Here is a 24,376-nt window from a genome sequence, read left to right on the forward strand (position 1 = left end):
ACCATGTCTATCGATTTTTCTCCTGAAGTACTGAGCAATGACCTGATTGCCGCCGGTCATATTATTCCTGTCGGCGTACAAGGCATATTTGGACGCGGACCGATGTTTGAAGAAGTATTGCGCCGCTTTGATGATTATGTTTCACGCGTGGCAGCAGGCGATCAGGCAACCCGTATGTCTTTCCCGCCTTGCCTGGATCGTAAAGTGCTGGAACGCAGTGAATATCTGGATTCCTTCCCACAACTGGCAGGAACCATATTCAGCTTTACCGGCAACGAAGCACAGCACAAAGAACTGATAGAAAACGTGCATGAAGGCAGGCCCTGGACCCATTTGCAAACCATGACTGGCGTCTGTCTGACACCAGCTGCCTGCTATCCGGTCTATCCAAGTTTCACCGGCACCTTACCCGAAGGCGGTCGTCTGGTGGATATGCAGAACTGGGTATTCCGCAATGAACCCTCGCCTGAACCAACCCGTATGCAATCCTTCCGCGTGCGCGAATTTGTGCGGGTAGGTACACCGGACATGGTGGTGGCATGGCGTGATCTGTGGCTGCAACGTGGTATCGATATCCTGCAATCGTTAGGACTGCCCGCCCATTCCGAAGTCGCATCTGATCCTTTCTTTGGTCGCGGTGGCCGTATGCTGGCCGCGAATCAGCGTGAGCAGCAATTAAAATTTGAAGTCGTGATTCCTGTCATCTCTCAGGAAAAACCAACCGCAGTATGCTCCTTCAATTACCACCAGGATCACTTTGGTAAATTGTTTGACATTCAAACTGCCGATGGTGAAGTAGCGCATACTGCCTGCCTGGGTTTTGGTCTGGAACGTATCGTGATGGCCTTATTCAAAACCCATGGCATGGATACCGCTGGCTGGCCTGCAGCGACACGCGAAATTTTAGGCTTATGACTCTGCACGCCCTGCCCCCTATCGTACTGAGCGAATACCGCCAGCACAGTCTGCACGGTCCGGATCGCGACTGGGCGGAAACCAATTGCTATATCGATGTCTGGGTTGAGGTCTTGCATGCGCAAGGTCTCAACCCGCTGGCCTGTTTATCCATGGTATTTGCCAATGATTTCGACGGTGATCAGTGGACGTTTTACAAACCGCCGCATGAAGATTTGTTTGCGCTGTATGGCATCGATGTACAGGAACTCAACGTCTGGCGTGGCTTGCTACCCAACGCGAGTGAGCAGCTCAGACGCGGGCGGCTGGTGCTGACTGAAACCGATTCATTTTACCTGCCGGATACGGCCGGTACTGACTATCGCAGTAATCACGTCAAAACCACGATAGCGATACAGGAAATTGACCTCGAACAGCAGCGCATGGGTTATTTCCACAATAGCAGTTACCATGAAATGCAGGGCGAGGATTTCATCGAGACCTTCCGCATAGGCAAACCCTATGATCCGGCTTTCATGCCTTTGTTTGCTGAATTCGTGCGTCTGGATCGGGTACAAATCAAATCCGAACCTGAGCTTGCCGCGATCGCGCTGCAACTGCTGCGAAAACATCTGGGACGTCGCCCACACAGCAACCCCGTTTCTGCATTTTTACCGGTTTTTGTGCAGGATGTGGAAGCACTCAAAGAACAGGGGATGGCGGCTTATCACGCGTATGCATTTGCTACCCTGCGCCAGCTGGGTGCCGGCTTCAGCCTCGGCAGTCAGCATCTGGGCTGGCTGCAGGCAAGTACTGGCGTGGACTTCACTACAGCAGCACACGAGTTTCAGTCGATTTCAGAAGCCTGCAAAACCCTGCTGCTGAAGACAGCACGGGCTGTCATGGGCAAACGCGCAGCAGACTTAACACCTCTGGTGAGTCAGATGGCAGCACACTGGGATCAGGGTATGCATGCCTTACAACACAGCCTGGATCAGTCAGCGCTGCTATGAACGGGCACTACACTTCAGCCACAGCTGCGCCCACTCTACAAGCGCTGCAGGCAGCCTGGCAAATGGCGATCGTGCCTGCTGGACGCTATGCGCTGGCCAGTGAGGCGGACCAGGAGTTTCTGACCGGTTATCCGGTGCAGGTTCCTTGTACTGCCCTGTCAGCGCTGGCACAGGCAGGGGAGTTCCAGTTTCAGGATTTACAGCTGGATGATAAAGATGTCTGGCTCCGCTGCCAGCTGGATTTGCTACCGGAAGCTCAATACCTGCATTTCGATGGTTTAGCCACGCATACAGAAATTTTCTGGAATGACAGACTGCTGCAGTGTACCGACAATATGTTCCTGCGCTACACGCTGAATTTGCAAGAACTGGATGTACATGGTCAGGGTACGCTGGCTATACGCTGCTGTGCACTGCATACCGAACTGGCAAAAAAACGCCCGCGTCCACGCTGGAAAACGCGCCTGGTCGAACAACAACAGTTGCGCTGGTTACGTACCAGTCTGCTCGGTCGTATGCCGGGCTGGTCGCCACCGGTGCCGCCAGTCGGTCCCTATCGTGATATCTGGATAGAGTATGCAGCACCGCTGCGGCTGCGCGAAGTGCAATTGCAAACAAGGCTGTCGGCGCAGGACGGCGTAGTCAGTTTTTCCGCTAGCTGTATCAGCGATGAACCACTGTTGCAAGCGAGCCTGCACGTAGGCAGTTATACCCAACAACTGGATTTACACCAAACTACCGGCGCCGACACTGCGATACAAGGCGAATTGCTGTTTCCCTCGCCACAGTTATGGTGGCCACATACCCATGGCCGGCCACAGTTGTACACCGCCTGCCTGGCGCTGAGCACAGCGCGCGGGCAAAGCCTGATTGCACTCGGCGAGCTGGGGTTCCGTCATATCCATGTCGACACACGGGATGGCAATTTCTCATTGCATGTGAATGATGTACCGGTTTTTTGTCGCGGCGCGTGCTGGACACCGGCCGATCTGCTTGCACTGAATGCGAGCGAAGAAAAGCAGCGCCAGATGCTGACGCTGGCCCGTGATGCAGGCATGAATATGCTGCGCGTAGTCGGTACCATGGTGTATGAAAACGCACACTTTTACCGCCTGTGCGACGAGCTCGGCATCCTGGTCTGGCAAGACTTCATGTTTGCCAATATGGATTACCCGGTGGCCGACCTGGCATTTGGATTGCAAGTCTGTCAGGAAGCAAAAGCATTTTTAAACCGCACCCAAACTTCTGCCTGTATCGCCGTCTTATGCGGCAACAGCGAAATCGAACAACAAGCCGCCATGCTGGGACAGCCGCGTGAAAACTGGAGCAATCCGTTTTTTAGCGAGAGCCTGCCGCAAATTTGTCAGGAGCTGCGGCCTGACTGTATTTACTGGCCATCCAGCCCCAGCGGCGGCATCATGCCGTTTCAGGTCGACAGCGGCGTGGCGCATTACTTTGGCATCGGCGCCTATTTACGTCCGCTGGATGACGCACGTCGCAGCGGTGTACGCTTCACTTCCGAATGCCTGGGGTTTTCTAATATGCCGGAAGACAGTCTGCTCGACAGTATGTCCGGGCAAGGCGATTTCCCGGGGCTGCATCCATCGTGGAAAAAAGCGATACCACGCGACCATGGCACAGGCTGGGACTTTGAAGATGTACGCGATCACTATTTGCAGCAGTTATATGGACTGGACCCGGCACGGCTGCGTTATGCTGAACGCGAACGCTACATCGCGCTGTCACGCCTGACTACCGGCGAAGTCATGGCACAGGCTCTGCATGAATGGCGTCGCCATGAATCCGGCTGTCATGGCGCGCTGATCTGGTTCTGGCGCGATCTGTGGGCCGGGGCCGGCTGGGGCCTAGTCGATGCATCGGGTAGACCGAAAGCAGCCTATTACTTCGTCAAACGTGCGATGGCAGCACAACTGGTGTTCTTCACGGATGAGGGTCTGAATGGTCTGGCCATCCATGTCAGAAATGACGCGGCCAGCAGTCTGGAAGGCAGCCTGAATCTGCGGCTGACACGTCATGCCGATACCAACGTTGCCGACATCAGCGTGCCGGTTCAGGTCGCGCCACACAGCAGCATCATGCTACGTGCGGATGCCTTGCTGCCGCATTTTATGGATACCAGCTATGCCTATCGTTTCGGCCCACCCGGTCATCATCTGGCCAGCGTGCATCTGACACGGAATGGTGAAAGTACAGCCTGCAGTCATGATCATCATTTCCCGGCAACGCGCTTAGCCGGTATGGAAAACGATGCCGGACTCGATGCCAGCTGGCAGCCGGAAGGGAATGGCATGCTGCGTCTGCATTTGAGCTGCCGCCGCTTCTTACATGGTGTACAGCTACAAGTCTCTGGTGCCGAGACGCTGGATAATTATTTCCATTTAAGCCCGGGCGTCGTTTATACGGTCAGAATGCGTCTGCTTGGTTCTGCAGAGCAGGTCAAAGTACAAGTCAACGCCATCAACCTGTTGTCAGCGCAGCGGCTACGTCCGCCCGCTGAGGCGTTCAGTTCATCTCTTCATGGATACACCGGGGACCAGGTTTGAATTCGCAACAATTTCCAAGCCAACAGATTCTGTTCAGGCCCGAGGCATTCTGGTTCGGTGATCCGGAAGCGCCACTAATGGGCTGGTATCATCCTGCCCATCTGCGTGAAGCAGGCGGCAGCCGCCAATGTGGCGTGGTGCTATGCGCGCCGTTTGGGCATGAGTATATGGTGGCTTACCGGTCGTATAAGCATCTGGCTGAACGACTGGCGCGTGCAGGCTTTGATGTACTGTTTTTCGATTACCGCAATACTGGTGATGCAGGCGATCAGGCCGGTAACCGGATAGAACAGTGGCAGGAAGACATCCGTAGTGCCTGTCAGACTCTGCGGGAAATCGCGCAGGTCACTCAGATCGCACTGTTCGGTTTACGGCTGGGTGCTTTGCTGGCCGCCAGCGTACTACAGGAATGTGAGGCAAGTGCACTGATAGGCGTGGCTCCGGTGATCTCAGGCCGTGCCTACAGTCGCGAATTGCGGGTGTTACGCACCATGGGCACTACCACACCAGCCGAAGAAACTGACACTGCATGCCAGGTGAGTGAGGATGAGCTGACTGGCTATGTATTCGATGCAGAGATGCGCGCCTGCCTGGCGAAGCTTGATATGCTCAACATGGCAGCGCCTGCCTGTCCGGTGCTGCTGATCGCCCGTGATGACGTGAGCGGACAGGAAAGCAAGCTAACGACAAACTGGCACGAAGCCGGTACCAATATCACACTGAGCAATACACCCGGTTACGCCGCCATGATGCCTGGCGATGCCTATGAGAGCGTGGTACCCGATGAAATCTGGAGTGAAATTCTGGCCTGGCTCAGTCCTGCATTTCCCATCAACGACCAGGAAACACCTGTCAGCAGCAACCGGCAAACCAGCAAAATCCTGCACGTAGGAACGACACAGATTCAGGAAAAACTGGTGCATTTCGATGGTTACAGCGGAGTATTGAGTCAGCCTGTGCATCCGGTTGCCCCGCATTTGCCGGCCATCTTGCTCTGTAATATAGGCGCCAATCACCGGGTTGGCACTCACCGTTTGTATGTACGCTTTGCCCGCGCATTGGCGCAGGCTGGTTTTCCTGTATTACGTTTTGACAAAGCAGGAATCGGCTATAGCAAAGCCACACCGCAGGACACAGAAAACGATGTATATGCCGACGGCGGTGTCAACGATATCCGGAATGCCATGTATTTCATGGAGAACAGCGTGTACTGCGAAGGCTTTGTCGTCGCCGGTTTATGCTCGGGAGCTTACTTCGCCTACCTGAGTGCACTGGAGGATCAGCGGGTGCGCGGCGTGGTACTGATGAATCAGCTGGTGTTCGAATGGCATGCAGGTGACACCATCACTGCGCGCAAGCAGGAATCGATTAAATCCACCCATTTCTATGTCAAGGCGATACGCAATCTGCACACCTGGAAACGCCTGTTCAAAGGCGATATCCGGCTGCGCCAGATCATACGCAAGCTCAGTGAACGGGTGGCAAAACGTCTGCGTACCATTTCCCAGGCACTGATAGGGAAACTGATCAAGGACCACCATTTCTTAGGCAAGGTAGCCCGTCAGTTCCGTTTGCTGGAGGCACGCGGGGTTGAAGTCATGCTGCTTATGGATGCAGGTGATGCCAGCGTTGATCTGATGACAGAAAATCTGGGGCGGCACGGGGTGTTACTGGGCGACAGTGAACGGATACGCCTGGAAATTTTCAAAGGCGCTGACCATACCTTCACACCGCTATGGGCCCAACAGTATGTGAGCGGCCTGCTGGTCAGCCATTTGCAAGCGCGTTTTCTGCCTGCCGGCGCAAAGAAGGTAGAATAAAACGCCAGACCACCACCGTTTCAAATACCTCTACACAAATTAAAGCCACAATCGCACCCGCGCTGGCCAGGTAAGGCATGGTCAGCGTGGTAATCGCGATCACCAGTACCAAGGTAACGACGCCCAGCTTAAACATGGAACGGAATGCGCCACCACTCATGAGCCAGGAAGTGCCGATCGTACGCACCGCATTCACGGCAAAATAAGCACCCCACAACATGATCAACAAATCCAGGCCAGCGTATTTATTCTTATCGATAAAATGCGTTTGCAACCAGGGCATGGCCAGCAATAGAACGCCAACGAAACACAATACCACCGCCTCTATCCCCAACACCGACATCAAGGTCAGCTTGCGTAAGCCTGTCCAGTTATGTTCCTGCATCAGGCGACCGGCGACCGGGCGCGCCACCCGTATCCAGGCAGCCACTGCCAGCGGTATAGGCATCAGCAGCAGGCGTGCGGCATTCAAATCCGCAATCGCAGCCGCGCCCAGCATGGCGCCTGACAAATAGACATAGCTGTAATTCGACAGCCATCCGACCAAAGCACCGGCAACCGCCCAGCGCCCATGACTACGTATGGTTTCCTGATGTGCCTGCAGGGTTTCCTGATCATGCGTTTCGATCGCTGCCTGGGTCGCGGTCAGTTGCATCAATGCGCTGCGTCCATACAAGGCGGCCAGCAGTGAAGCGCCGGACAACACCAAAAACAAGGGCAGCAAGGCCAGATATTCAAAATACAACAGCCCGGTCAGGCCTGTCAGTACCAGCAAGACATACACCACATCCTGACGCAGCACCTGCGGAATCGCGGACTGGATAAAGCCCACAGTACGCCCATATTCACGCAAGCCATTGCCGATTACATACAGGCCGAATGCTGCCCCCAGCCCCCAGCTTTTTTCCGCATAATGCGTGGCAGCCGGAATGAACTCCACCACCAAAAAAGCAATCGCAGCCATCACCAGCGTCCAGAAAATCTGACGCGTCCAGAAAGTACGCAATAAATGGCGGCGCGTATTTTCACTGACCACACTGGTCACCGTGGTCAGTGGCCCGGCGATCCAGGAATCGACCAGCAACCCCGCCAGCAAACCACCGACATACAGTTGGCCGTATAAGCCGTAATCATCTTTTGCAACCAGACGGATTAATAAGGCGCCAATCAAAAAATTCAGCGCGCTGAGCAGGCCTTGATCAATGACGGATAAGATGGAGGAAGAAAGAAATTTTTTATGAAAACTCATGGGCTTGCGTTAACATTGGACTCAACGCTCACCATAACATTCAGCAAGGGTGCTGTGAAGTAAGTTTCGATCTTTTACACTCCTTGCCGGTTTTTTACTTTACGACATGAATAATTTGCTTACTTCTCATCACAAGTCTGATAGCGCACTGGTTTTATTCAGTGGTGGTCAGGATTCGACCACCTGCCTGGCCTGGGCACTGGCACGTTATGCGCGGGTTGAGACCATAGGCTTTGATTATGGTCAGCGCCATGCGATAGAACTCACGGTCAGACCGCAGTTATTGTCGCGTATTCGTGATATCCAGCCCGAATGGCGCGAAAGGCTGGGCGAAGACCATATGATAGATCTCGCCCTGATTTCTCAGTTATCCCATACCGCGATGACAGAAAATATCGCGATAGAAATGCAGGAAAATGGCTTACCAAATACCTTCGTACCCGGCCGCAATCTGATGTTCATGATGGTCGCAGCTACCCTGGCTTATCGCCGTGGCCTCAATGTACTGGTCGGCGGCATGTGTGAAACGGATTTCTCCGGCTATCCCGATTGCCGTGACGACACCATGAAAGCGCTGCAGGTCGCACTCAACCTGGGCATGGCAAGCCGCCTGAAACTGGAAACACCGCTGATGTGGATTAATAAGGCAGAAACCTGGTCGCTGGCTGCCCAGCTGGGTGGACAGCCGCTGGTCGATCTGATACGGCAGGATACCCACACCTGCTACCTGGGCGAACGTGGCGCACTGCATGACTGGGGTTATGGCTGCGGCACCTGCCCGGCCTGTGAATTGCGCGCACGCGGCTATCAGCAATACCGTGCCGCCTTGTCTGACAGTCTGTAAGCCTGGTGTTAGGCTGAGCCGCTACACTAGTCCTGCGACGTATCTGCGTCAGCCTGCCGGGCGCATCCTTAGCGAACTTGCAGACTCCGGTTTTTATCACTTTACTCACGGATTACCATGCTGCTTGCCTTAATGACAGATCTCCATGCCAACCGCGAAGCGCTGGAAGCCTGCCTCGCGCATGCGCAACAGCAAGGCGTATCCCAGTATGCGTTTCTGGGCGATCTGGTCGGCTATGGTGCAGACCCGGGCTGGGTGGTGCAAACTGTGATGGACTATGCCCGGCGTGGCGCATGGGTAGTCATGGGCAACCATGACGCGGGCCTGTTTCAGGAAGAGCGGCAAGGCATGAATCTTGTCGCACGCCAGGTGGTTGAATGGACCCGTGCGCAGCTGAGCCAGTCGCAACTCGATTTCCTGCGTGCCCTGCCTTACCGGCTGGAGCTGGACGAACTGCTGCTGGTGCATGCAAATGCCTGGGCACCCGATAGATGGGAATACATAGACGGTGTGATGGAAGCGATGCGCAGTATGCATGCGTGCAAAGCCCAGATTACCTTCTGCGGTCATGTGCATGCGCCTACCCTGTACCACATGACCATGACCGGCAAGACTGGCGAATTTCTGCCGACGCCGGAAAACAGCATCCCCTTGTCGCGCCAGCGGCGCTGGCTGGCCATCCCAGGCTCAGTCGGGCAGCCACGCGATGGCAATCCGGCTGCCTGCTATGCCAGCTTTGATACCGAAACTCAGGAACTGACTTTTTTCCGGGTGCCCTATGACCACGACGGTGCAGCACGCAAAGTGCTGGCCGCCGGCTTACCGGCCGCACTGGCAAACCGTTTACTGACAGGGAATTAGGGATGAACGCACGCAGCCTGCAGGCAGGGATGGAATTCGACGGCTACCGGCTGGAAGAAAAACTCCATACCGGTGGCATGGCAGCGTTATGGCGCGTTACCGATCTGCGCGCACGCCATCTCGGCAAACCCGGGCTGGAACAGGCTGTGCCACCGCTGATCATGAAGGTGCCGCTACTGTATTCCAGCGATGATCCAACCGCGATTGTGGCGTTTGAGGTTGAGCAAATGATTATGCCCAAACTCAAAGGGCCGCATGTGCCGCGCTATTTCGGTTCCGGTGACTTTGATGCCCAGCCGTATATTGTGATGGAACAGATCGCCGGGGAATCGCTGCGCAGCCGCTTTGAACAGGCACCGTTACCGATAGACGAAGTAGTCAGCACCGGCATACAGATTGCCTATGCGCTGCATGATCTGCATCGTCAACATGTGATCCACCTCGATATCAAGCCCAGCAATATCATGTTCCGTAACGGCCTGGCGGTACTGATCGATTTTGGTTTATCGCGTCACGACCGTCTGCCTGATTTGCTCGATGAAGAATTCCGTCTGCCGATGGGAACCGGGCCGTATATCTCGCCCGAACAAGTGCTGGGGGTACGCAATGAGCCACGCAGCGACCTGTTTTCACTGGGTGTGCTGTTGTATCACCTGGCGACCGGCGAACGCCCTTACGGTCATCCAACGTCGGTGGCTGGTCTCAAGAAACGGCTGTACCGCGACCCCATCCCACCGCGTCAGCATCGCCCGGACCTACCGGCCTGGTTACAGGAAATCATCCTGCGCTGTCTCGAGGTCCATCCGCAGGACCGCTTTGATACTGCCGCACAGCTGGGCTTCCTGTTACAACATCCCGATCAGCTAACCCTGACTGCGCGCGCTGGCAAACAACAACAGGATGGCTATCTGGCGATGTTTAAACGACGCCTGAAAGCAGCCGGTTCAGAACCGCTGTTACAGCACACCGTCTCCGAGCAATTAGCCAAAGCCCCCATCATCGTGGCCGCACTCGATCTGACCCATGGTTCAGAGGCACTGGCTGAACAGCTACGCCAGATCACGCGCCGCATGCTGCAAACCGAACCTGGTGCACGGCTGGCTTGCCTGACCATACGCAAAACCAGCCGCATCGGTATGGATGACAGCCTGATTCAGCAAGGACAGAATATCCATGTCAAACAATTGGTTGATCTGAAACACTGGGCGCGGCCTTTGCAGATGGCGGCCGACAAAATCACTTTTCACGTACTCGAAGCGCCCGACCCGGCGACTGCCATCATCGACTATGCGCATAACAATGATGTCGACCACATCATCATCGGTTCACGCGGCAGTTCTGCACTACGGCGCTACCTGGGCAGCGTATCGGCACGGGTAGTGGCAGAAGCGAACTGCACGGTCACGGTAGTGAAGAACAGCGATCAATAAGGCATTCAGAGCATTTTCGTCTGAAACACCGCATATTTCCTGGGGTTTGATTCGGGCTGAACCGCTAAAAAGGATGAAACTCAGAACAACTTCTGTCCCTGCTTCCAAACGCCGAGCACGACTGGCATGCCATCGATCAGGCGTACCCGCAGGAAATCAGCACGCAAGCCTATAGCGATTTCTCCGCGATCTGTGAGCCCCAGCTTTTGAGCCGGATTGCGGCTAACGGTCGCGATGGCAGCAGGCAGGTTGTAATCGGCATTTTGTAAATAGAACGCCGCTTGCAGCAAGCTGGCGGGCACATAATCGGAAGAGAAAATATCGAGTAAGCCCAGTCTGGCCAGCTCCATGGCCGACACATTGCCGGAATGCGAGCCGCCACGCACGCAATTCGGCCCACCCATGACAATCGCCAAACCATGGGCACGGGCTGCCTGCGCGGCTTCCAACGCAGTTGGAAATTCCGAAATCGTGACGCCATCGGCCACACCTTCCAGCACATGGGCCAGCGTCGTATCATCGTGAGATGCGAGCGGAATGCGGGACGCCGACTGGCGACATAACTGCACGATCTGCTGCCGGTTTTCTGCCACATGACGCTGCTGCCGCTGTAGCGCCAGTGTCAGCATCTGATCGACCTTTTCATGGCTCCAGCCGCGCTTACCGGTCACGTGGGTACGGTAATGATCGAGATCCGTCCATTGGCGTTGACCCGGCGTATGATCCATCAACGACACCAGCCGCAAACGCGGATCATCCAGAAATGGCGTAAACAACTGTAGCAAATCCGGTTCAGCCAGTTCCAGCCTCAGATGCAGCAAGTGGTCTGCACGCAACACCCCGGCTTGGGCCGCTCTGCTCAGGCCCTGAACACAACTGTGTAAGGTCTGGGTACGCAGGCTGTCAGGCTCGATATCACCGACCGCAATGGCATCGAGTACGGTGGTAATACCGGCTGCGACGATCTGTGCATCATGCGCAATAATGGCAGGCAATACCGGCCAGTTAACCTTAGGGCGCGGCATCAGGTGTTTTTCCATATTGTCGGTATGCAGCTCGACCAGCCCCGGCAATAAATAGTCGCCCTGCCAGTCGTCACCACTCAGGCCCGCATTGCCAGCATGGATGTCGGCGAACTTACCCTGGCTGACTAAGAGACTGCCTGTGATGGCCTGGGTCGCAGTGACCATACGTGCGTTCCGTATCGCAATATCGGGTAGCGAAAAAGTCTGCATAACACGCCTATCTACAAAAAAAATCTCAAAAAACATTAACATGTTTTCCTGACGGAAACATGACTATGAGTGAATATTGTTTATATTTGCAAATATTGTAATATTTGTAAATGTCAGTCTAATAATTTTTAGTAACTGGTATCGTTAGCAGCAAAATTTTTATTGTGCTTTGTGCGTTTTTTTCGTGATTTATTTCCTGTGAGGGCTGATAACTTCAGGAAGATGCAGGGCGGGTGATATTTGCGGCATGGATGCACATCTGTCTGCCTGAGTGGCTTGCAAGAACGACTTAAGACTGCTTTAGGTAACTTATTGTTGATATCGGCTGGATGGGCAAGACCTTCACTGAGCTGTATCAAAATTCCAATATGGAAATTCTATGACACTGCGCATACCTGTTTGTACACCGCTTAACCTGTTCACAAGGATCTAGTATGCAACGTCCCTTATACATCGCAGTCTTACTCAGCACCCTGCTCGCTGGCGGCTTAGCGCACGCCGCAGATACCGTCAGTAAAATCCGTAAAACCCAGATCCTGAGCATAGGTGTGCGCGAGACGCCGCCCTTTGCGTTCACTGACAGCAATCAGCAAGCGAATGGCTACGCGATAGAGTTGTGCAACAAAGTCGCTGACGCAGTGAAAAAAGAATTAAAACTGCCCAACCTGAAAGTCCAGTATGTGACTGTCGATTCGACCACCCGCTTCAGTGCGCTGACGGAAGATAAAATCGATCTGGAATGTGGCAGCACCACCAATAATGCCGAGCGCCGCAAAAAATATAGCTTCTCAATTCCGCATTTCTTCTCTTCAGTCAAAGCACTGGTACGCACCGACAGTGGCATCAAAAACTGGAATCAATTCCGGAACCGGACCATTGTCACCACCAAAAGCACCACCACCGTGCAATTGCTGGCACAGCATAACGACATCAATTCTCTCAATATCCGTCTGATCGAAGGCAATAGCGATCAGGAATCTTTTCGCATGGTAGAGGAACGTAAAGCCGATGCGTTTCCTATGGATGATGTTTTGCTCTATAGCCTGAAAGCAGAAGCGAAAAAACCTGCAGATTTCATGGTGATCGGCGATCCTTTATCGATAGAACCGTATTCCATCATGATGCGTAAGGACGATCTGGCCTTTAAAAAAATCGTGGACACAGAAATGCTGCGCATCATCCATGACGGTGAAATTTATAAGATTTACGAACGCTGGTTTATGCGCGCGATTCCGCCTAAAGGCGCGAATCTGTCCATGCCGATGAGTTTTTTATTGCGCGATTCATTGCGCTTTCCGAGTGATCAGGTAGGTGATTAATGGCCCGTTACGCGCTTTACTTTTCCCCCATATCCAACCCGGCCTGGCTGCAAGCCGGTAATCTGTGGCTGGGTCGCGATATCCGCGATATGCGGGAAGGGCAGCAACTGCGCGTCACGGACGTTGCTCCCAAGGTCTTGCATACCCTGACGCGCGATGCCAGACGCTATGGTTTTCATGCTACGCTGAAAGCACCTTTCCGGCTGGCGGAAGGTTATCAGCGTGCCGACCTGGAGCAGGCACTGCAAACCTTCTGCGCCAGCCGCAGCACCATTACGATCCCCGCCCCCCAGGTCAGCCGCATGGGTCAGTTTCTGGCCCTAAGGCCACAAGGGGATGAAAGCCAGATCAATGCACTGGCCATGCACAGTGTGCGTGAGTTTGATCATTTGCGCGCACCACTACGACCAGAAGAACTGGCGCGCAGGCAGCAACAGCAATTGAGTGCCCGCCAGTTACGCCTGTTGTCGCACTGGGGTTATCCCTATACTGAAGAAGAGTTTCGCTTTCATCTGACCCTGACCGATGCGCTCGACAATACCGATTCTGCTAACGCAATTTATCAGGCAGCAGTAAGACATTTCGCGCTGACAGAACCACTGCAAATAGAGGGCATCGCGCTCTGCTATGAAAGTGAACCAGGTGCGCCCTTCATCTTGCTACAACAATTTCCATTCGCAGCAGTCCGGGAAAAATCAGCCGCACTGCTATCGGCGTGAGGCGCACAGGCTGCGGTTACAATAGCCGTTTTTCTGCGTCCTGACCTGGTGTGACTGATGACTACGACCTCCCTGCCTCTGGTTCTGCTACCCGGTTTCATGTGTGACGCACGTCTATGGCATGCGCTACAGCCAGCGCTCGCCACAATCGGTCCACTCATACTTTGCGAACCACTGCAGGGCGACAGCATAGAGGCGATGGCGCTGCATGTGCTGCCGCAATTACCTGAGCAATGTCATCTGATAGCATTTTCTATGGGTGGCTATGTGGCGCGTCATTTAGCCGCCATCGCGCCGCAGCGGGTGCGTAGCCTGAGTCTGCTCAATACCTCGGCGCGCGCTTCGAGTGCGGAAGAGGTGCAACGCAATCAGCAGCAAATCCGCATGCTGCAGACTTTCCATATCGTGGGCAAACCCGCACTGCATTGCAACGCGCTGTCCATCCGGCCCATCCTGAGCGCGAAGCTTTACTGGATTTACTGCAGTCTATGTCACTCGATTTAGGCGTTGAGCGATTCCGTCAGCAACTCAGTGTCATTCGTGCCGACGGCCATGCCGAACTGGCGGCACTGCGCTGCCCTTTACTACTGCTCGCCAGCCGCGACGATCAAATGCGCACGCTGCAGGAAACACGCAATATGCAAGCCGCAGCACCGCATGCGGTCTGCCATATTCTGGATGATTGCGGCCATATGTCAGTACTCGAACAGGCAGAACGCATCAGTCAGTTGTTACTGGATTTTTTAAGCCCCTGAGCCAGCATACTAGCCCACACAGAGTGTTAACTGGTCTTATCTTTACCTAGCACAGTTATTATTTCCATCTCCACCTTGCATAGGCTCGCATGCTGTGCCGCTACACTGAGGCACACAGCAAAGTTTGCCCTTGGTTCCAGATTTTGCCTGATCCGTCCTCTCCCTTATTCAGCAAGTCATCCCTTGTCCATCCAGATAAAATTATATTTTTATCATTTTTACCACAATCTCACGCACCCCGCTGAATACGCATAAATACGTATTAAATATGGAAATTAATCCAATTTTTCTTTTATACGTCTCATATAAATCAAATTTTCAAAAGAAAAGTCGAAATATTCTTTTACAAACATAGGAATTATTATCAAAATGGTATTGCCAATCAGTTAGTAATAGCTCAATATTCGTTACATGTCTTTTATTTAACTAATTCGGGATTGGAGAGTATTGTGAAATACCTTGCTTTTACCCTCACGCTGTTACTGTTGATGTGGGTAGCCAGCCGCCTGTTCCGCAAACAAGAGCAGCCTGAGCTTACCAATACGAACTGGCCTTATTACCTGCGACGTCCGGTGGGTGCAGCCGAACAGATATTATTTCACCGCCTGACGACAGCATTACCCGAGCATATCGTACTGACCCAGGTACAGATGTCGCGCATACTGGGAGTCAAAAAAGGTGCCAATCTGCTGGAATGGCATCAGCGTATTAACCAGCTGAGTTTTGACTATGTCATCTGCAAAAAAGATTTTTCAGTGGTGGCGGCAATCGAACTGAACGACGGAAGCGGTCGTACCCCTCATCACGAAACTGACTATCAAAAAGCCAAAGCCTGTAAAGATGCAGGCCTGCGACTGATACACTGGCACGTTAAACTATTACCGGATGAGGCTGCTATCCGTGCGGCCTTCTCTGAACCCGTAATCACACGTAGCGCGCATCCTGAACAGATAGACCGCGAATTCAAGCAGATCGTGGCCCACTTCCACTAAACCAGGCACGCCGCTGCGAACACTTTACACGCCCTATCCCCATTGTGGTACGTGGGTACCACGTGGCATAGACGGCAGGAAAAAGTAAGGCTGACAGGCCGGCATCTGTTCCACCGGCCGAATCGCCTGCATCTGACCAAAGCCCGACGCAGTGATTTCAGAATACGCTGCAATTTCTGCGGCTGTTAACTCCGCATCTTGTACGTGAAGGGCCTGTCTGGGCAGAGATTGCAGCAATTGCCCGGTCTGGGCCAGTGATACGCGAACCTGCCAGCTTCCGCCCTCGCTTGCTCTGCGCTGCAAAGCGATCATCGTAGCGAAAGCTGCCAGATAACCCGTCGCGTGATCCAGTGCCTGACAAGGCAATTTACCAGGTCCACTCAGGTACGCGGCCTGACCTTCCGTATCCGCGATCCCGCTGGCCGACTGCACCAGACTGTCAAAGCCACGCCGTTGCGACCATGGCCCCTGCTGTCCATACGCAGACAAACTGACCACAACGATGCCGGGATAACGTGCCGCCAGGGTTTCTGCATCTAATCCAAACTGTGCCAGCGCGCCTGGCCGGTAAGCTTGCAGAAAAACGTCGGCATCTTGCATCAGCTGTGCCATATGCTGCTGTCCTGGCGCACTGCGTAAATCGATGCGGGTATTGCGCTTTCCGCGCGCTGTATCCATCACCAACAAAGGAATTTCCGGCAAATGGGCTGCACCGACTGCAAGCACATCGGCACCATGTTGCGCCAGCGTGCGCGCAGCCACCGGTGCGGCAATCACACGCGATAAATCCAGTACCCGGATACCAGATAAAGGACGGCCAGCAGCAGCTAAAGTACGAACTGGCGCATCACCAATGCGAGTGATTTCAACAGCGGGCAAGGCGGCAATAGCCTGCGCCTGCGGATGCTGCGCCCATTCTTGCTCAGTGCGTATCATGGCAGCGCACATGTCAGCTTGCGCTAACACCGCTTCCAATTCCTCTGCCTTCCAGCGCAGGATGGCTGCAGCGACAGCTTCCCGTGTCGCCGCACTGCCCAACACCTGCAAAACACCGGCGCTATGATGCGGAAAGTTAGTATGCAGCTGTATCCAGCGTCCATCACCGGTTGGATAGTAGCCGCTCAGCGGACTCCAGGTATCCTCAGGCACCTGACCATCGATACGCAGATAGCGCTCGCTGCGAAACATTGCCAATGCATGACGCCGGTCGACGCGGATTTGCTGCTCTACACCACCGCGCAATTCCCACAGCTGCTGCGCCGCCAGCGCCTGTGCCGCAATACTGGCCGAAGCCAGCGTACCGACTGCAAAAGTCGAGGGCAACTGCAGCTCGCTTCCCGTGAATTGCAGGCGCTGACAAAAATCGACATCCGCCCCAGCCTGTGTCCACAACTGCTCCAGCAATGCGCGCGCCATACCATCCTCCGTGACGATAAAAAGCTGTGAGCATCGATGATCGCATAAATATCGCTACTGAATACCGTTCAGTTTTCCTTATTATCTGAATTTTCGTTGTCTGATGCTGACGGACTGTAAGCCAGGATATCACCCGGCTGGCATTGCAGAACTTCACAAATTTTTTCCAGGGTATCAAAGCGTATCGCTTTAGCCTTACCGGTTTTTAAGACTGAGAGATTCTGTGGCGTAATTTGCACAGCTTCAGCCAGTGTATTGAGTCGCATTTTACGTTGAGCAAGTACGACGTCCAGATTAACAATTATCGCCATCACTACTCCTCAAATGACCAGTGCTGCATCTTCATTCAGCTCTGTTCCAATTTCTAAGGCCCAAACAAGCAACTTAGCGATACCCAAATTCACAAGCTCAACAAACAAAGAATCTGCAAAGTTTGTCCATAATTGCGCGGACCCGCTCGTCAAAATAATCGCAATCAATTGCACGCTATAGATACCGAAAGTCCAGGCGAGATACACCCAGAATCCAGTCTGTGCGCAACGAAGTGCCTGTCGATTAAAAATTTCACCCTGATAGAAAAAAACCAGCATGTTGTTGAGCTGAATGAAAATCCAGACTATGCAGGTACTGCTTAGCAAAACAAACGTAGTCGCCATCCATCGGTATTCATGCGCTATGCCTTGCCGCGCAAGGTCCATCATTCCCTGTACATCACTGGTATGAGAGAAGAAACTAAGTATGCCTTGCTGTCCTGACGGAGCCATCCAGATTTGCACGACGAACCCTAAGGCGCTCAGCGGCAAGAGACAGATCACAGATGTAGTGAGCCACAGGAAGTAGCGACTTAACTGACGGATATGTGCCGCTTTAGGGCGAGAAGTAAGAGACATGAGACCGACTCCATTTATGTGTGATAACTGGAGTCATATTAGCAAAATAAATATGTAATTCAATATAAATTTACTGTTTATCGATAAATTTTTAATTCTATTTATTTTTTCCATTAAAAAACGTCAAAGAAAAAAGCCGCATCAGCGGCTTTTTTTACTTTATCGCAGATACGGCTTACCAGGCGTAGCTGGCTTTGGCGTACAGATAGCGGCCATTGAAACCATACGGAGAGAAGGTGCTGTAAGGCAATGTACCACCGGTGTTCAGGTTGCCGTTAGAAGTGACTTTATCCGGATATTTATCGTTCAGATTGTCGATCCCTGCGCTGAGTTTCCAACGGCCGGTACGATAGCTGACGGCGATATCGGCCACAATGTTCGCGCTGTAAGTCTGATCCAGCGCAGGATTATTTTGCGGCGAAACAAAGCTACCATAGCGCGTGACCTGGGTATGCAGATTCCAGGCACCGCTAGCATAGTCAGCGCTGAGGCTGAGCTTGTCTTTCGGGCTGCTCAGGGTGGCACGTTCTATGGTTTGCTTATCGATCAGGGTCAGATTGTTTTGCGTCAGGATATCGGGATTGGCAGCAACTCCGCTGACACTGGTCGTATTACGGTTATAGCCCAGAGTCAGGCCCAGCGTGTCTTTATCCGCCAGTTGCCATTGGTAGGTACCAACCACATCCACGCCACGGGTGCGGGTATCAAAGGCATTGGCAAAATACCGTGCAGCACCGACCAGTACGCCCTGCTTCGCCAGTAAGGATTGCAGGCTGGCTGGTAACACCAGATTGCCCGAGTACAGAATGCGTTTATCGATATCGATCTGGTAGGCATCCACACTCAGAGAAGCGTTACGCACAGGTTGCCATACCGTTCCCAGACTCAAATTACGTGATGTTTCAGCTTGCAGTGGTTTCGCACCCAGCGCTTTGGCAGCGGCCGTGGCGACACCAAACGTACCGGTATCCACCAGTTGTGAGCTGCCATTAATGGTGATCAGATTGGTGGTGGAAATGGTGTAATTCTGCTGTGCCAGTGACGGTGCACGGAAGCCGTTGGAGACCGCGGCACGGAAAGCCAGTTCCGGCACCACGACGTAGCGGGCCGATAATTTCCCCGAAGTGACTTTACCAAAATCACTGTAATTCTCATGACGGACTGCCACGGAAGCGCTGAGCTGGCGCGAAATCTCTGCCTCCAGGTTCGCATAGAAGGACAAGTTATGGCGCTGGAAATTACCCGCATTCGAAGGCTGGAAGCCAGAAAAACCCTGGGCGCCGCTACCGCTATAGGAACTCGCTTCACCGGCGGAAATCGCATACTGATCACGTCGGTATTCCGTGCCCAGCGCCAGCGTGGCCGGATTCGATAAGCCGGGAATATCCAGCTCTGTGGCCGCGTCCAGATTCAGCAGAGTCTGGGTATTTTTCAACTTACCGGCATAAAAACTGGTCGGGCTGGCGGCACCTAAACTCAGGTTGGCGGTGTTATTCACATCCAGGCTAAAACTATTGCTGCCGCTGTTGAAGCTGGTATCCCAGCGCCAGCCTGCGGTTTTACCTTTCAAACCTAATACTGCAGATACGTCTTCATTATTGGCTGCCAGATTTGGCAAAAATCCTTGCGGATACAAAGGCGAACGTAGCGTCGTGCCGCTGCTGTAAGCCGTGCGCCAGGTAGCGGCAGCATCGGTCTTGCGCTGGCTGTATTGCAGGAAGCCATACAATTCCAGATCGTCGCTCAATGCCAGACCGGCATTGACGCCGAACTGAGTTTGTTCGAGATCAGGATCACCCTGTTTTTGATTCACACGGCCATACAAGGGTTCAAGTGGATTACGCAAATCAGGACCCGCGCGGTTGGTATCACCCTGATGTTTTTGTTCCACAGTCCAGCGTGCCCAGCCTTTGTCACCCAGCTTCGTGCCGAAGTTGGCGCTGATACTGCGTTGATTGCCGTCGCCTTGACTGGTACGTCCGCCACCCAGCTGGATTTCACCACCTTCTGCGCCTTTTTTGAGGATGATGTTAATCACACCCGCAATCGCATCCGAGCCATATTGCGCAGCAGCGCCATCACGCAATACTTCCACCCGCTCGATCGCCGATACCGGGATAGTATTCAAGTCCGCCGGGGACGAACCACGACCGGCTGTACCATTCACATTCACGACCGCCGTAGTATGCCAGCGTTTGCCATTGACCAGCACCAGCGTCTGGTCCGGTGATAAACCGCGCAGCTGAGCCGGACGATTGGAAGAAGTACCGTCGGCGACAGCCGGACGTGGAAAATTCAATGAGGGTAATAATCTGGCCAGTGCCGTTCCCAGTTCCAGGCTACCGGTATTCTGCAAATCTTTATTACTCAGTACATCAATCGGCGCTTCGGAATCAGACACGGTGCGCTTGACGCTGCGGGTACCGGTCACGATCACCTGTGCAGCATCGCTGTCGGCGCTGACTTGCGCGAAGGCGACTGGGCTCAGACCAGTGATAAAGAGCGTTGCAATCAGGCTCGATAACTGTAGGCGCGAAAATGGAATGGCGTCGCTGGTGGTGCGTTTCTTTGTATAGGGTTTCATCTGTGCTTTCTGCTGAAATTATCGTATGGAATCTGTATAGCCATGCCACTGAGGGCATGAGGGATAACAGATCATACGGTCACAGATACGGCGTGCAAACGACCTTATTTTTATGTCGACATAGTTAAAAGATATAAGCCGTCCGGCCTTTTGTCGGTGTTCGGCACGTGTTTAGCACATACTCAGCGCGTGTCGCGTGCCAGAAAAATTCTGGCTGCTGCAGCGGTCACGAATGGCGCCTCTTCCTGTGGCACATGGCCCAGTTCATCAAACATGATGAGTCTGGACTGCGCGATATCACGTGCGAACCAGGCTGCATTTTCAGGCGGGATCAGTTTGTCTTTGCCACCCCAGAGTATCAGTGTGGGCACATGGATACGCTGAATATCAGCCGCGTTTTCACCCAGATTCAGGGTGCGGATACGCTTGCGCAAAGCGGCACGGTTACCGGCACGCACTGTCATCGCGCGATAACGTGCGAGCAGTGCAGGGCTGACTTTCTCCGGGTTGCCATACACATCTTTAACGCTTTCTTCCAACATAGAAGCCGGCAAGGTGTGATCCATGAACCAGGATAAAATCGGTATCCGCGCAATCTGGAATCCGGCAGGAATAGAAAGTGGCTTAAACGCATAGCCCGCTGCATCCACCAGTATCAGTTTATCGACACGCTGCGGTGCCGCCACCGCCACGTTCCAGGCGATTTCACCGCCCAGCGAATTGCCAGCCAGGACAGCCTTACGGATATGCAACTGATCCATCAAATCCAGTATAAAGCGGGTATACGCGGCATTGCTGTAGTCCTGCGCCGCATTCGGGCCAGTCAGGCCAAAGCCGGGCAAATCCATGCTGATCACGCGCCGGTCTTTTTTCAGGATACTGACCCAACCTTCCCAGGTATGCAGACTGGAAGAAGTACCGTGTATCAGTAAGACCGGTACCGGATCATCGGCCATCCCTTCATCGCGGATATGAACGGATAAGCCATTCACGTCGATAAAGCGTGAAGGTGGTGGTGCCCATTGCTGTGTCAGGTCCGGTAGCGGACGATCAGGTGCCCAGTTCCAGGCAATACCCGCCATCACACACAGCGCAAATACAGCAGCAATACCTGCCATCACGGCAGGCAAACGAAAACGAACACTCATGCAACTTACTTTCAGGGAAACAGGCCAGAACTGGCAGCGGCTGCTATTTTCCCATGCTATTCAAACAGGAAACAGTCTCAATAGCAAAAAACTCCGCAAGATTTGTGAAATGATAGCGTGCTATGCTTTTTTTGCGCAGTGATGGTTCAGCCAGAATGCCCGGCAGTTACCGATACATACACTGCAGCGCCAGGCAGCCGGGCTTAGTCGCGGGCTACGCCGGATAACATCAAATAACGGAGCACAGAACAATGAAACAACAACAGATAGCAGGATTTTATGTCAGTGGCCCCTGTGTTCGTACCACCAACGCGGCCGAGACTGGCCCCAATGGCCGCATCCCGGGATTGTGGGGCAGCTTCTTTGCCAGCCAGCCCGATCTCAGCCAAAGTATGTATGGCGTGTATTCGCATTATGCATCGGACCTGCATGGCGAATTCAATGTTACGGCAGGCGTCAAAGCTGATATAGATACGACCCCGGGGGTTCATATCCAAAGCGGCAGCTATCTGGCTTTTCCGGCACAAGGTACCATGCCGGATGCAATTATCCAGACATGGCAGACCATATGGGAGCACTTTGCACAGCAGCACGATTATGAGCGCGCCTATGGCACGGATTTTGAAGAATACCTGGGACCGGAATCTGGCATCATTTACATAGGTATCAAACCGCGCAGCGTGTGACAACTGACCGCAACCTGTGCCACGCCCAGAGCAAAGCCAATTCAGGAGAACCGCGCCCCATGTCATCGCTCAGTCCGCTGCAGCAAAGTTATGAACGCCGCTTGGCGCGCGTGACCACCTATCTGCATGAACATCTGGATCAGCCTTTAGATCTGCAACAACTGGCTGATCTGGCCTGCATGTCGCTCTATCACTGGCACAGGATTTATCAGGGCGTGCATGGTGAAAGTGTGATTGCCACGGTCAAACGTCTGCGTCTGCAAAAGGCGGCTGCCTTGTTATTGCGCAGCGACCTGCGTATCAGCCAGATCGCGGCACAGGTTGGTTATCCGAATCTGCAATCCTTCACCCGGACTTTTTCACAAAGCTACGGCTTGCCACCCGCCCGCTTTCGCCGACAAGGAGTGACCATGACTTTAGCAACTACCGCGCCCGAGCTCGCTGCCTATCCGGTCAGTATCTGCGAAATCAACGCCATCCCGGTCTTGCAGCTGGCACATCGCGGCAGCTATATGGGCATCAGCCAATCGTTTGACCTGCTCAACAGCCATGCGGGTGCACGTGGCTGGATGAACGCGGAAACACGCTGGCTGGGGGTTTTCCTGGACGATCCGGCAGTGACGCCGGAAGCGGAGCTGCGTTCTTTCGCCTGCCTCTCTCTGCCGCCAGGTTGGCAGGATGTGGCAGAAGCACCTTTTACGCAGCAGAGTCTGGCCGCCGGTAAATATGCCGTATTGCGTTATCAGGGGCCATACTCAGCCATGCAGGCGGTCTACCAATGGTTCTGTGGCCAGTGGCTGCCCGCATCGGGACTGGAAGCCGCCGATGCGCCACCATTTGAAGACTACCTGAACAACCCGCGCTGCACGGCGCCAGCGGATTTACTGACCGATATTTATCTGCCACTGCGCTAAGCATGTGGTCCTGTTGCCGTGCGCTCAGGCATGACATTCACACCTTGTCATGGTTGACGCGGTTAACTTACATTTTCTTACTTGATGCCTGCGGCTGAACGCGGCTATCTTTGCGCCTTTCAGCGCAAAGTCTTCGTTTCCATGCATGCCGTTTTACGCAAAAACCAATTTTTTGTTCAGCAACAGCTGGGTTTGCTGGAGATGGGCAAGCATTTTGACATCTTTGATCCGCTGACTCAGCAACCAATTATCGAATGCAGAGAATTAGAACACAGGCATTTCACACGGCTGTTACGTATCCTGAACTGGGAGGCTTTGCGTCCCTTGCATGCGGAATTGCGTACACCGGAAGGCAAGCGCGTACTGCGTTTGCAGAAATGCTTTTCTTTACTGGCCGTCAAAATTGCTATTTACGATGGCAATGGCGGACTGGTTGGGTATTGCCAGCGCATGCACCAACGAGCTGACAGCTTTCGCATTCTGGATCCGGATGAACGTTTTATCGGGGAACTGCATAGCGATCAGAACAATTTTTTGTATCGCTTTGTGCAAAATGGCCAGGAGCTGGCTTGTGTGTCGGACCACCCATGGTCCCTGCCGCAGGAATTACGCAATCACCACCATGCTTATCTGCTGGAATTAAATCCCGGACTGGCACCGGAATCGCCCTTGCGTTTGCTGATATTGGCGGCGCTGCTGGCACGCCAGATGCATAGCACGAATCTGGCTTAAGATTTCTTCGGCGACGGCGTGGAGACTGGTTGTGGCGTATATTTACCAGCGGCCGGATTCTTATGTTCGCCCGACCCCAACGGCTTAACCTTGACCACTTTACTATTGCTACCGCAAGGTTTGTCTGACCAGGTGACTTTGCCACCCGACTCACATTTGAATACCGGGGTCTGCGCCTGAGCCGCAGCAGCCAGCAAAAACAAACCGAAAACGACTAGTTTTTTCATTCTCCGCCTTTCGTATTATGCTGCTTACCAATGCCTGAATACATGTTTTTATCACAGGCAACAATGCCAGCGCATTGTGCCTGA

Annotated in this window: 23 protein-coding genes; 15 read left to right on the top strand and 8 right to left on the bottom strand. The window is 53.5% G+C overall.

The features are described 5' to 3' along the window. Positions 1–3 precede the first annotated feature (3 nt). Genes H8K47_RS02030 through H8K47_RS02045 form a run of 4 tightly spaced genes read left to right on the top strand, consistent with a single transcriptional unit; the run spans position 4 to position 6,291 of the window. Positions 4–915 carry an amino acid--[acyl-carrier-protein] ligase gene (locus tag H8K47_RS02030; RefSeq protein WP_186879767.1) on the top strand — a complete coding sequence of 304 codons (912 nt, stop codon included), beginning with the start codon at positions 4–6 and terminating at the stop codon, positions 913–915. Further along, positions 912–1,907: a DUF1839 family protein gene (locus tag H8K47_RS02035; protein WP_186879768.1), complete on the top strand. Its 996-nt coding sequence runs from the start codon at positions 912–914 to the stop codon at positions 1,905–1,907. Before H8K47_RS02030 ends, H8K47_RS02035 begins: the two co-directional genes overlap by 4 nt. Continuing rightward, on the top strand, positions 1,904–4,471 hold the full coding sequence (locus tag H8K47_RS02040; RefSeq protein ID WP_186879769.1) for a glycoside hydrolase family 2 protein: 2,568 nt from the start codon (positions 1,904–1,906) through the stop codon (positions 4,469–4,471). Before H8K47_RS02035 ends, H8K47_RS02040 begins: the two co-directional genes overlap by 4 nt. Further along, positions 4,468–6,291 carry a serine aminopeptidase domain-containing protein gene (locus tag H8K47_RS02045; RefSeq protein ID WP_186879770.1) on the top strand — a complete coding sequence of 608 codons (1,824 nt, stop codon included), beginning with the start codon at positions 4,468–4,470 and terminating at the stop codon, positions 6,289–6,291. The genes H8K47_RS02040 and H8K47_RS02045 overlap by 4 nt, the downstream gene beginning before the upstream one ends. Here the strand turns inward: H8K47_RS02045 and H8K47_RS02050 are convergent. Next, positions 6,239–7,540, bottom strand: a complete 1,302-nt coding sequence (locus H8K47_RS02050) for a lipopolysaccharide biosynthesis protein (protein WP_186879771.1) — start codon at positions 7,538–7,540, stop codon at positions 6,239–6,241. The genes H8K47_RS02045 and H8K47_RS02050 overlap by 53 nt on opposite strands. Positions 7,541–7,646: 106 nt before the next feature. On the opposite strand from H8K47_RS02050, the gene queC reads away from it, so the two are divergent. The 3 genes from queC to H8K47_RS02065 all read left to right on the top strand — a co-directional run bounded on the left by queC (position 7,647) and on the right by H8K47_RS02065 (position 10,675). Next, positions 7,647–8,384, top strand: coding sequence for a 7-cyano-7-deazaguanine synthase QueC (queC, locus tag H8K47_RS02055; protein ID WP_186879772.1), 738 nt, complete (start codon positions 7,647–7,649; stop codon positions 8,382–8,384). A gap of 117 nt (positions 8,385–8,501) precedes the next feature. Next, positions 8,502–9,245 carry a metallophosphoesterase family protein gene (locus H8K47_RS02060; RefSeq protein WP_186879773.1) on the top strand — a complete coding sequence of 248 codons (744 nt, stop codon included), beginning with the start codon at positions 8,502–8,504 and terminating at the stop codon, positions 9,243–9,245. 2 nt (positions 9,246–9,247) lie between these two features. Beyond that, positions 9,248–10,675 (top strand): bifunctional serine/threonine-protein kinase/universal stress protein, encoded by a 1,428-nt coding sequence (locus tag H8K47_RS02065; protein ID WP_186879774.1) that lies wholly within the window; start codon positions 9,248–9,250, stop codon positions 10,673–10,675. Between the two features lie 80 nt (positions 10,676–10,755). Here H8K47_RS02065 and H8K47_RS02070 read toward each other — a convergent pair whose 3' ends face one another. Next, on the bottom strand, positions 10,756–11,910 hold the full coding sequence (locus H8K47_RS02070; RefSeq protein ID WP_186879775.1) for an alpha-D-ribose 1-methylphosphonate 5-triphosphate diphosphatase: 1,155 nt from the start codon (positions 11,908–11,910) through the stop codon (positions 10,756–10,758). Between the two features lie 434 nt (positions 11,911–12,344). On the opposite strand from H8K47_RS02070, the gene H8K47_RS02075 reads away from it, so the two are divergent. The 5 genes from H8K47_RS02075 to H8K47_RS02095 all read left to right on the top strand — a co-directional run bounded on the left by H8K47_RS02075 (position 12,345) and on the right by H8K47_RS02095 (position 15,695). Beyond that, positions 12,345–13,229 (top strand): amino acid ABC transporter substrate-binding protein, encoded by an 885-nt coding sequence (locus H8K47_RS02075; protein WP_186879776.1) that lies wholly within the window; start codon positions 12,345–12,347, stop codon positions 13,227–13,229. Beyond that, positions 13,229–13,948, top strand: coding sequence for a DUF1045 domain-containing protein (locus H8K47_RS02080; RefSeq protein ID WP_186879777.1), 720 nt, complete (start codon positions 13,229–13,231; stop codon positions 13,946–13,948). Before H8K47_RS02075 ends, H8K47_RS02080 begins: the two co-directional genes overlap by 1 nt. 57 nt (positions 13,949–14,005) lie before the next feature. Continuing rightward, positions 14,006–14,452, top strand: coding sequence for an alpha/beta fold hydrolase (locus H8K47_RS02085; protein ID WP_186879778.1), 447 nt, complete (start codon positions 14,006–14,008; stop codon positions 14,450–14,452). Next, positions 14,374–14,703: an alpha/beta fold hydrolase gene (locus H8K47_RS02090; protein ID WP_329604124.1), complete on the top strand. Its 330-nt coding sequence runs from the start codon at positions 14,374–14,376 to the stop codon at positions 14,701–14,703. Before H8K47_RS02085 ends, H8K47_RS02090 begins: the two co-directional genes overlap by 79 nt. Before the next feature lie 449 nt (positions 14,704–15,152). Next, positions 15,153–15,695, top strand: a complete 543-nt coding sequence (locus tag H8K47_RS02095; RefSeq protein WP_329604125.1) for a DUF2726 domain-containing protein — start codon at positions 15,153–15,155, stop codon at positions 15,693–15,695. Positions 15,696–15,728: 33 nt separating this feature from the next. Here H8K47_RS02095 and H8K47_RS02100 read toward each other — a convergent pair whose 3' ends face one another. From H8K47_RS02100 to H8K47_RS02120, 5 genes are all read right to left on the bottom strand, one after another. After that, positions 15,729–17,111 carry a CoA transferase gene (locus H8K47_RS02100; protein ID WP_186879780.1) on the bottom strand — a complete coding sequence of 461 codons (1,383 nt, stop codon included), beginning with the start codon at positions 17,109–17,111 and terminating at the stop codon, positions 15,729–15,731. 68 nt (positions 17,112–17,179) lie between these two features. Next, a complete protein-coding gene (locus tag H8K47_RS02105; protein ID WP_186879781.1) occupies positions 17,180–17,422 on the bottom strand; it encodes a helix-turn-helix domain-containing protein in 243 nt (80 codons plus the stop codon). A 9-nt stretch (positions 17,423–17,431) separates the two neighbouring features. Continuing rightward, on the bottom strand, positions 17,432–18,001 hold the full coding sequence (locus H8K47_RS02110; protein WP_186879782.1) for a hypothetical protein: 570 nt from the start codon (positions 17,999–18,001) through the stop codon (positions 17,432–17,434). 175 nt (positions 18,002–18,176) lie between these two features. Beyond that, positions 18,177–20,585 (bottom strand): TonB-dependent receptor plug domain-containing protein, encoded by a 2,409-nt coding sequence (locus H8K47_RS02115; protein WP_186879783.1) that lies wholly within the window; start codon positions 20,583–20,585, stop codon positions 18,177–18,179. Between the two features lie 182 nt (positions 20,586–20,767). Then, positions 20,768–21,733, bottom strand: coding sequence for an alpha/beta fold hydrolase (locus tag H8K47_RS02120; RefSeq protein WP_186879784.1), 966 nt, complete (start codon positions 21,731–21,733; stop codon positions 20,768–20,770). A 251-nt stretch (positions 21,734–21,984) separates the two neighbouring features. On the opposite strand from H8K47_RS02120, the gene H8K47_RS02125 reads away from it, so the two are divergent. From H8K47_RS02125 to H8K47_RS02135, 3 genes are all read left to right on the top strand, one after another. Beyond that, the gene (locus H8K47_RS02125) at positions 21,985–22,419 is read left to right on the top strand and encodes a GyrI-like domain-containing protein (RefSeq protein WP_186879785.1); all 435 of its coding nucleotides are present in this window, start codon (positions 21,985–21,987) and stop codon (positions 22,417–22,419) included. Between the two features lie 59 nt (positions 22,420–22,478). Next, complete coding sequence (locus H8K47_RS02130) at positions 22,479–23,333, top strand: AraC family transcriptional regulator (protein ID WP_186879786.1); 855 nt, start codon at positions 22,479–22,481, stop codon at positions 23,331–23,333. Positions 23,334–23,474: 141 nt separating this feature from the next. Continuing rightward, complete coding sequence (locus H8K47_RS02135; RefSeq protein ID WP_186879787.1) at positions 23,475–24,065, top strand: hypothetical protein; 591 nt, start codon at positions 23,475–23,477, stop codon at positions 24,063–24,065. On the opposite strand, the gene H8K47_RS02140 is transcribed toward H8K47_RS02135, so the two are convergent. Further along, positions 24,062–24,292 carry a DUF4124 domain-containing protein gene (locus H8K47_RS02140; protein ID WP_186879788.1) on the bottom strand — a complete coding sequence of 77 codons (231 nt, stop codon included), beginning with the start codon at positions 24,290–24,292 and terminating at the stop codon, positions 24,062–24,064. The two genes, H8K47_RS02135 and H8K47_RS02140, sit on opposite strands and share 4 nt — an antisense overlap. Positions 24,293–24,376: the final 84 nt, after the last annotated feature.

Origin of the sequence: Cognatundibacterium rugosum, assembly GCF_014284365.1 — a bacterium.
GTDB lineage: Bacteria > Pseudomonadota > Gammaproteobacteria > Burkholderiales > Burkholderiaceae_D > Undibacterium > Undibacterium rugosum.

Bases quoted from the DNA above. Each gene is read 5' to 3' on its own strand.
- H8K47_RS02030 (WP_186879767.1), top strand. From the start codon at position 4: ATGTCTATCGATTTTTCTCCTGAAGTACTGAGCAATGACCTGATTGCC.
- H8K47_RS02035 (WP_186879768.1), top strand. From the start codon at position 912: ATGACTCTGCACGCCCTGCCCCCTATCGTACTGAGCGAATACCGCCAG.
- H8K47_RS02040 (WP_186879769.1), top strand. From the start codon at position 1,904: ATGAACGGGCACTACACTTCAGCCACAGCTGCGCCCACTCTACAAGCG.
- H8K47_RS02050 (WP_186879771.1), bottom strand. From the start codon at position 7,540: ATGAGTTTTCATAAAAAATTTCTTTCTTCCTCCATCTTATCCGTCATT.
- queC (WP_186879772.1), top strand. From the start codon at position 7,647: ATGAATAATTTGCTTACTTCTCATCACAAGTCTGATAGCGCACTGGTT.
- H8K47_RS02060 (WP_186879773.1), top strand. From the start codon at position 8,502: ATGCTGCTTGCCTTAATGACAGATCTCCATGCCAACCGCGAAGCGCTG.
- H8K47_RS02065 (WP_186879774.1), top strand. From the start codon at position 9,248: ATGAACGCACGCAGCCTGCAGGCAGGGATGGAATTCGACGGCTACCGG.
- H8K47_RS02070 (WP_186879775.1), bottom strand. From the start codon at position 11,910: ATGCAGACTTTTTCGCTACCCGATATTGCGATACGGAACGCACGTATG.
- H8K47_RS02075 (WP_186879776.1), top strand. From the start codon at position 12,345: ATGCAACGTCCCTTATACATCGCAGTCTTACTCAGCACCCTGCTCGCT.
- H8K47_RS02080 (WP_186879777.1), top strand. From the start codon at position 13,229: ATGGCCCGTTACGCGCTTTACTTTTCCCCCATATCCAACCCGGCCTGG.
- H8K47_RS02085 (WP_186879778.1), top strand. From the start codon at position 14,006: ATGACTACGACCTCCCTGCCTCTGGTTCTGCTACCCGGTTTCATGTGT.
- H8K47_RS02100 (WP_186879780.1), bottom strand. From the start codon at position 17,111: ATGGCGCGCGCATTGCTGGAGCAGTTGTGGACACAGGCTGGGGCGGAT.
- H8K47_RS02105 (WP_186879781.1), bottom strand. From the start codon at position 17,422: ATGGCGATAATTGTTAATCTGGACGTCGTACTTGCTCAACGTAAAATG.
- H8K47_RS02110 (WP_186879782.1), bottom strand. From the start codon at position 18,001: ATGTCTCTTACTTCTCGCCCTAAAGCGGCACATATCCGTCAGTTAAGT.
- H8K47_RS02115 (WP_186879783.1), bottom strand. From the start codon at position 20,585: ATGAAACCCTATACAAAGAAACGCACCACCAGCGACGCCATTCCATTT.
- H8K47_RS02120 (WP_186879784.1), bottom strand. From the start codon at position 21,733: ATGAGTGTTCGTTTTCGTTTGCCTGCCGTGATGGCAGGTATTGCTGCT.
- H8K47_RS02125 (WP_186879785.1), top strand. From the start codon at position 21,985: ATGAAACAACAACAGATAGCAGGATTTTATGTCAGTGGCCCCTGTGTT.
- H8K47_RS02130 (WP_186879786.1), top strand. From the start codon at position 22,479: ATGTCATCGCTCAGTCCGCTGCAGCAAAGTTATGAACGCCGCTTGGCG.
- H8K47_RS02135 (WP_186879787.1), top strand. From the start codon at position 23,475: ATGCATGCCGTTTTACGCAAAAACCAATTTTTTGTTCAGCAACAGCTG.
- H8K47_RS02140 (WP_186879788.1), bottom strand. From the start codon at position 24,292: ATGAAAAAACTAGTCGTTTTCGGTTTGTTTTTGCTGGCTGCTGCGGCT.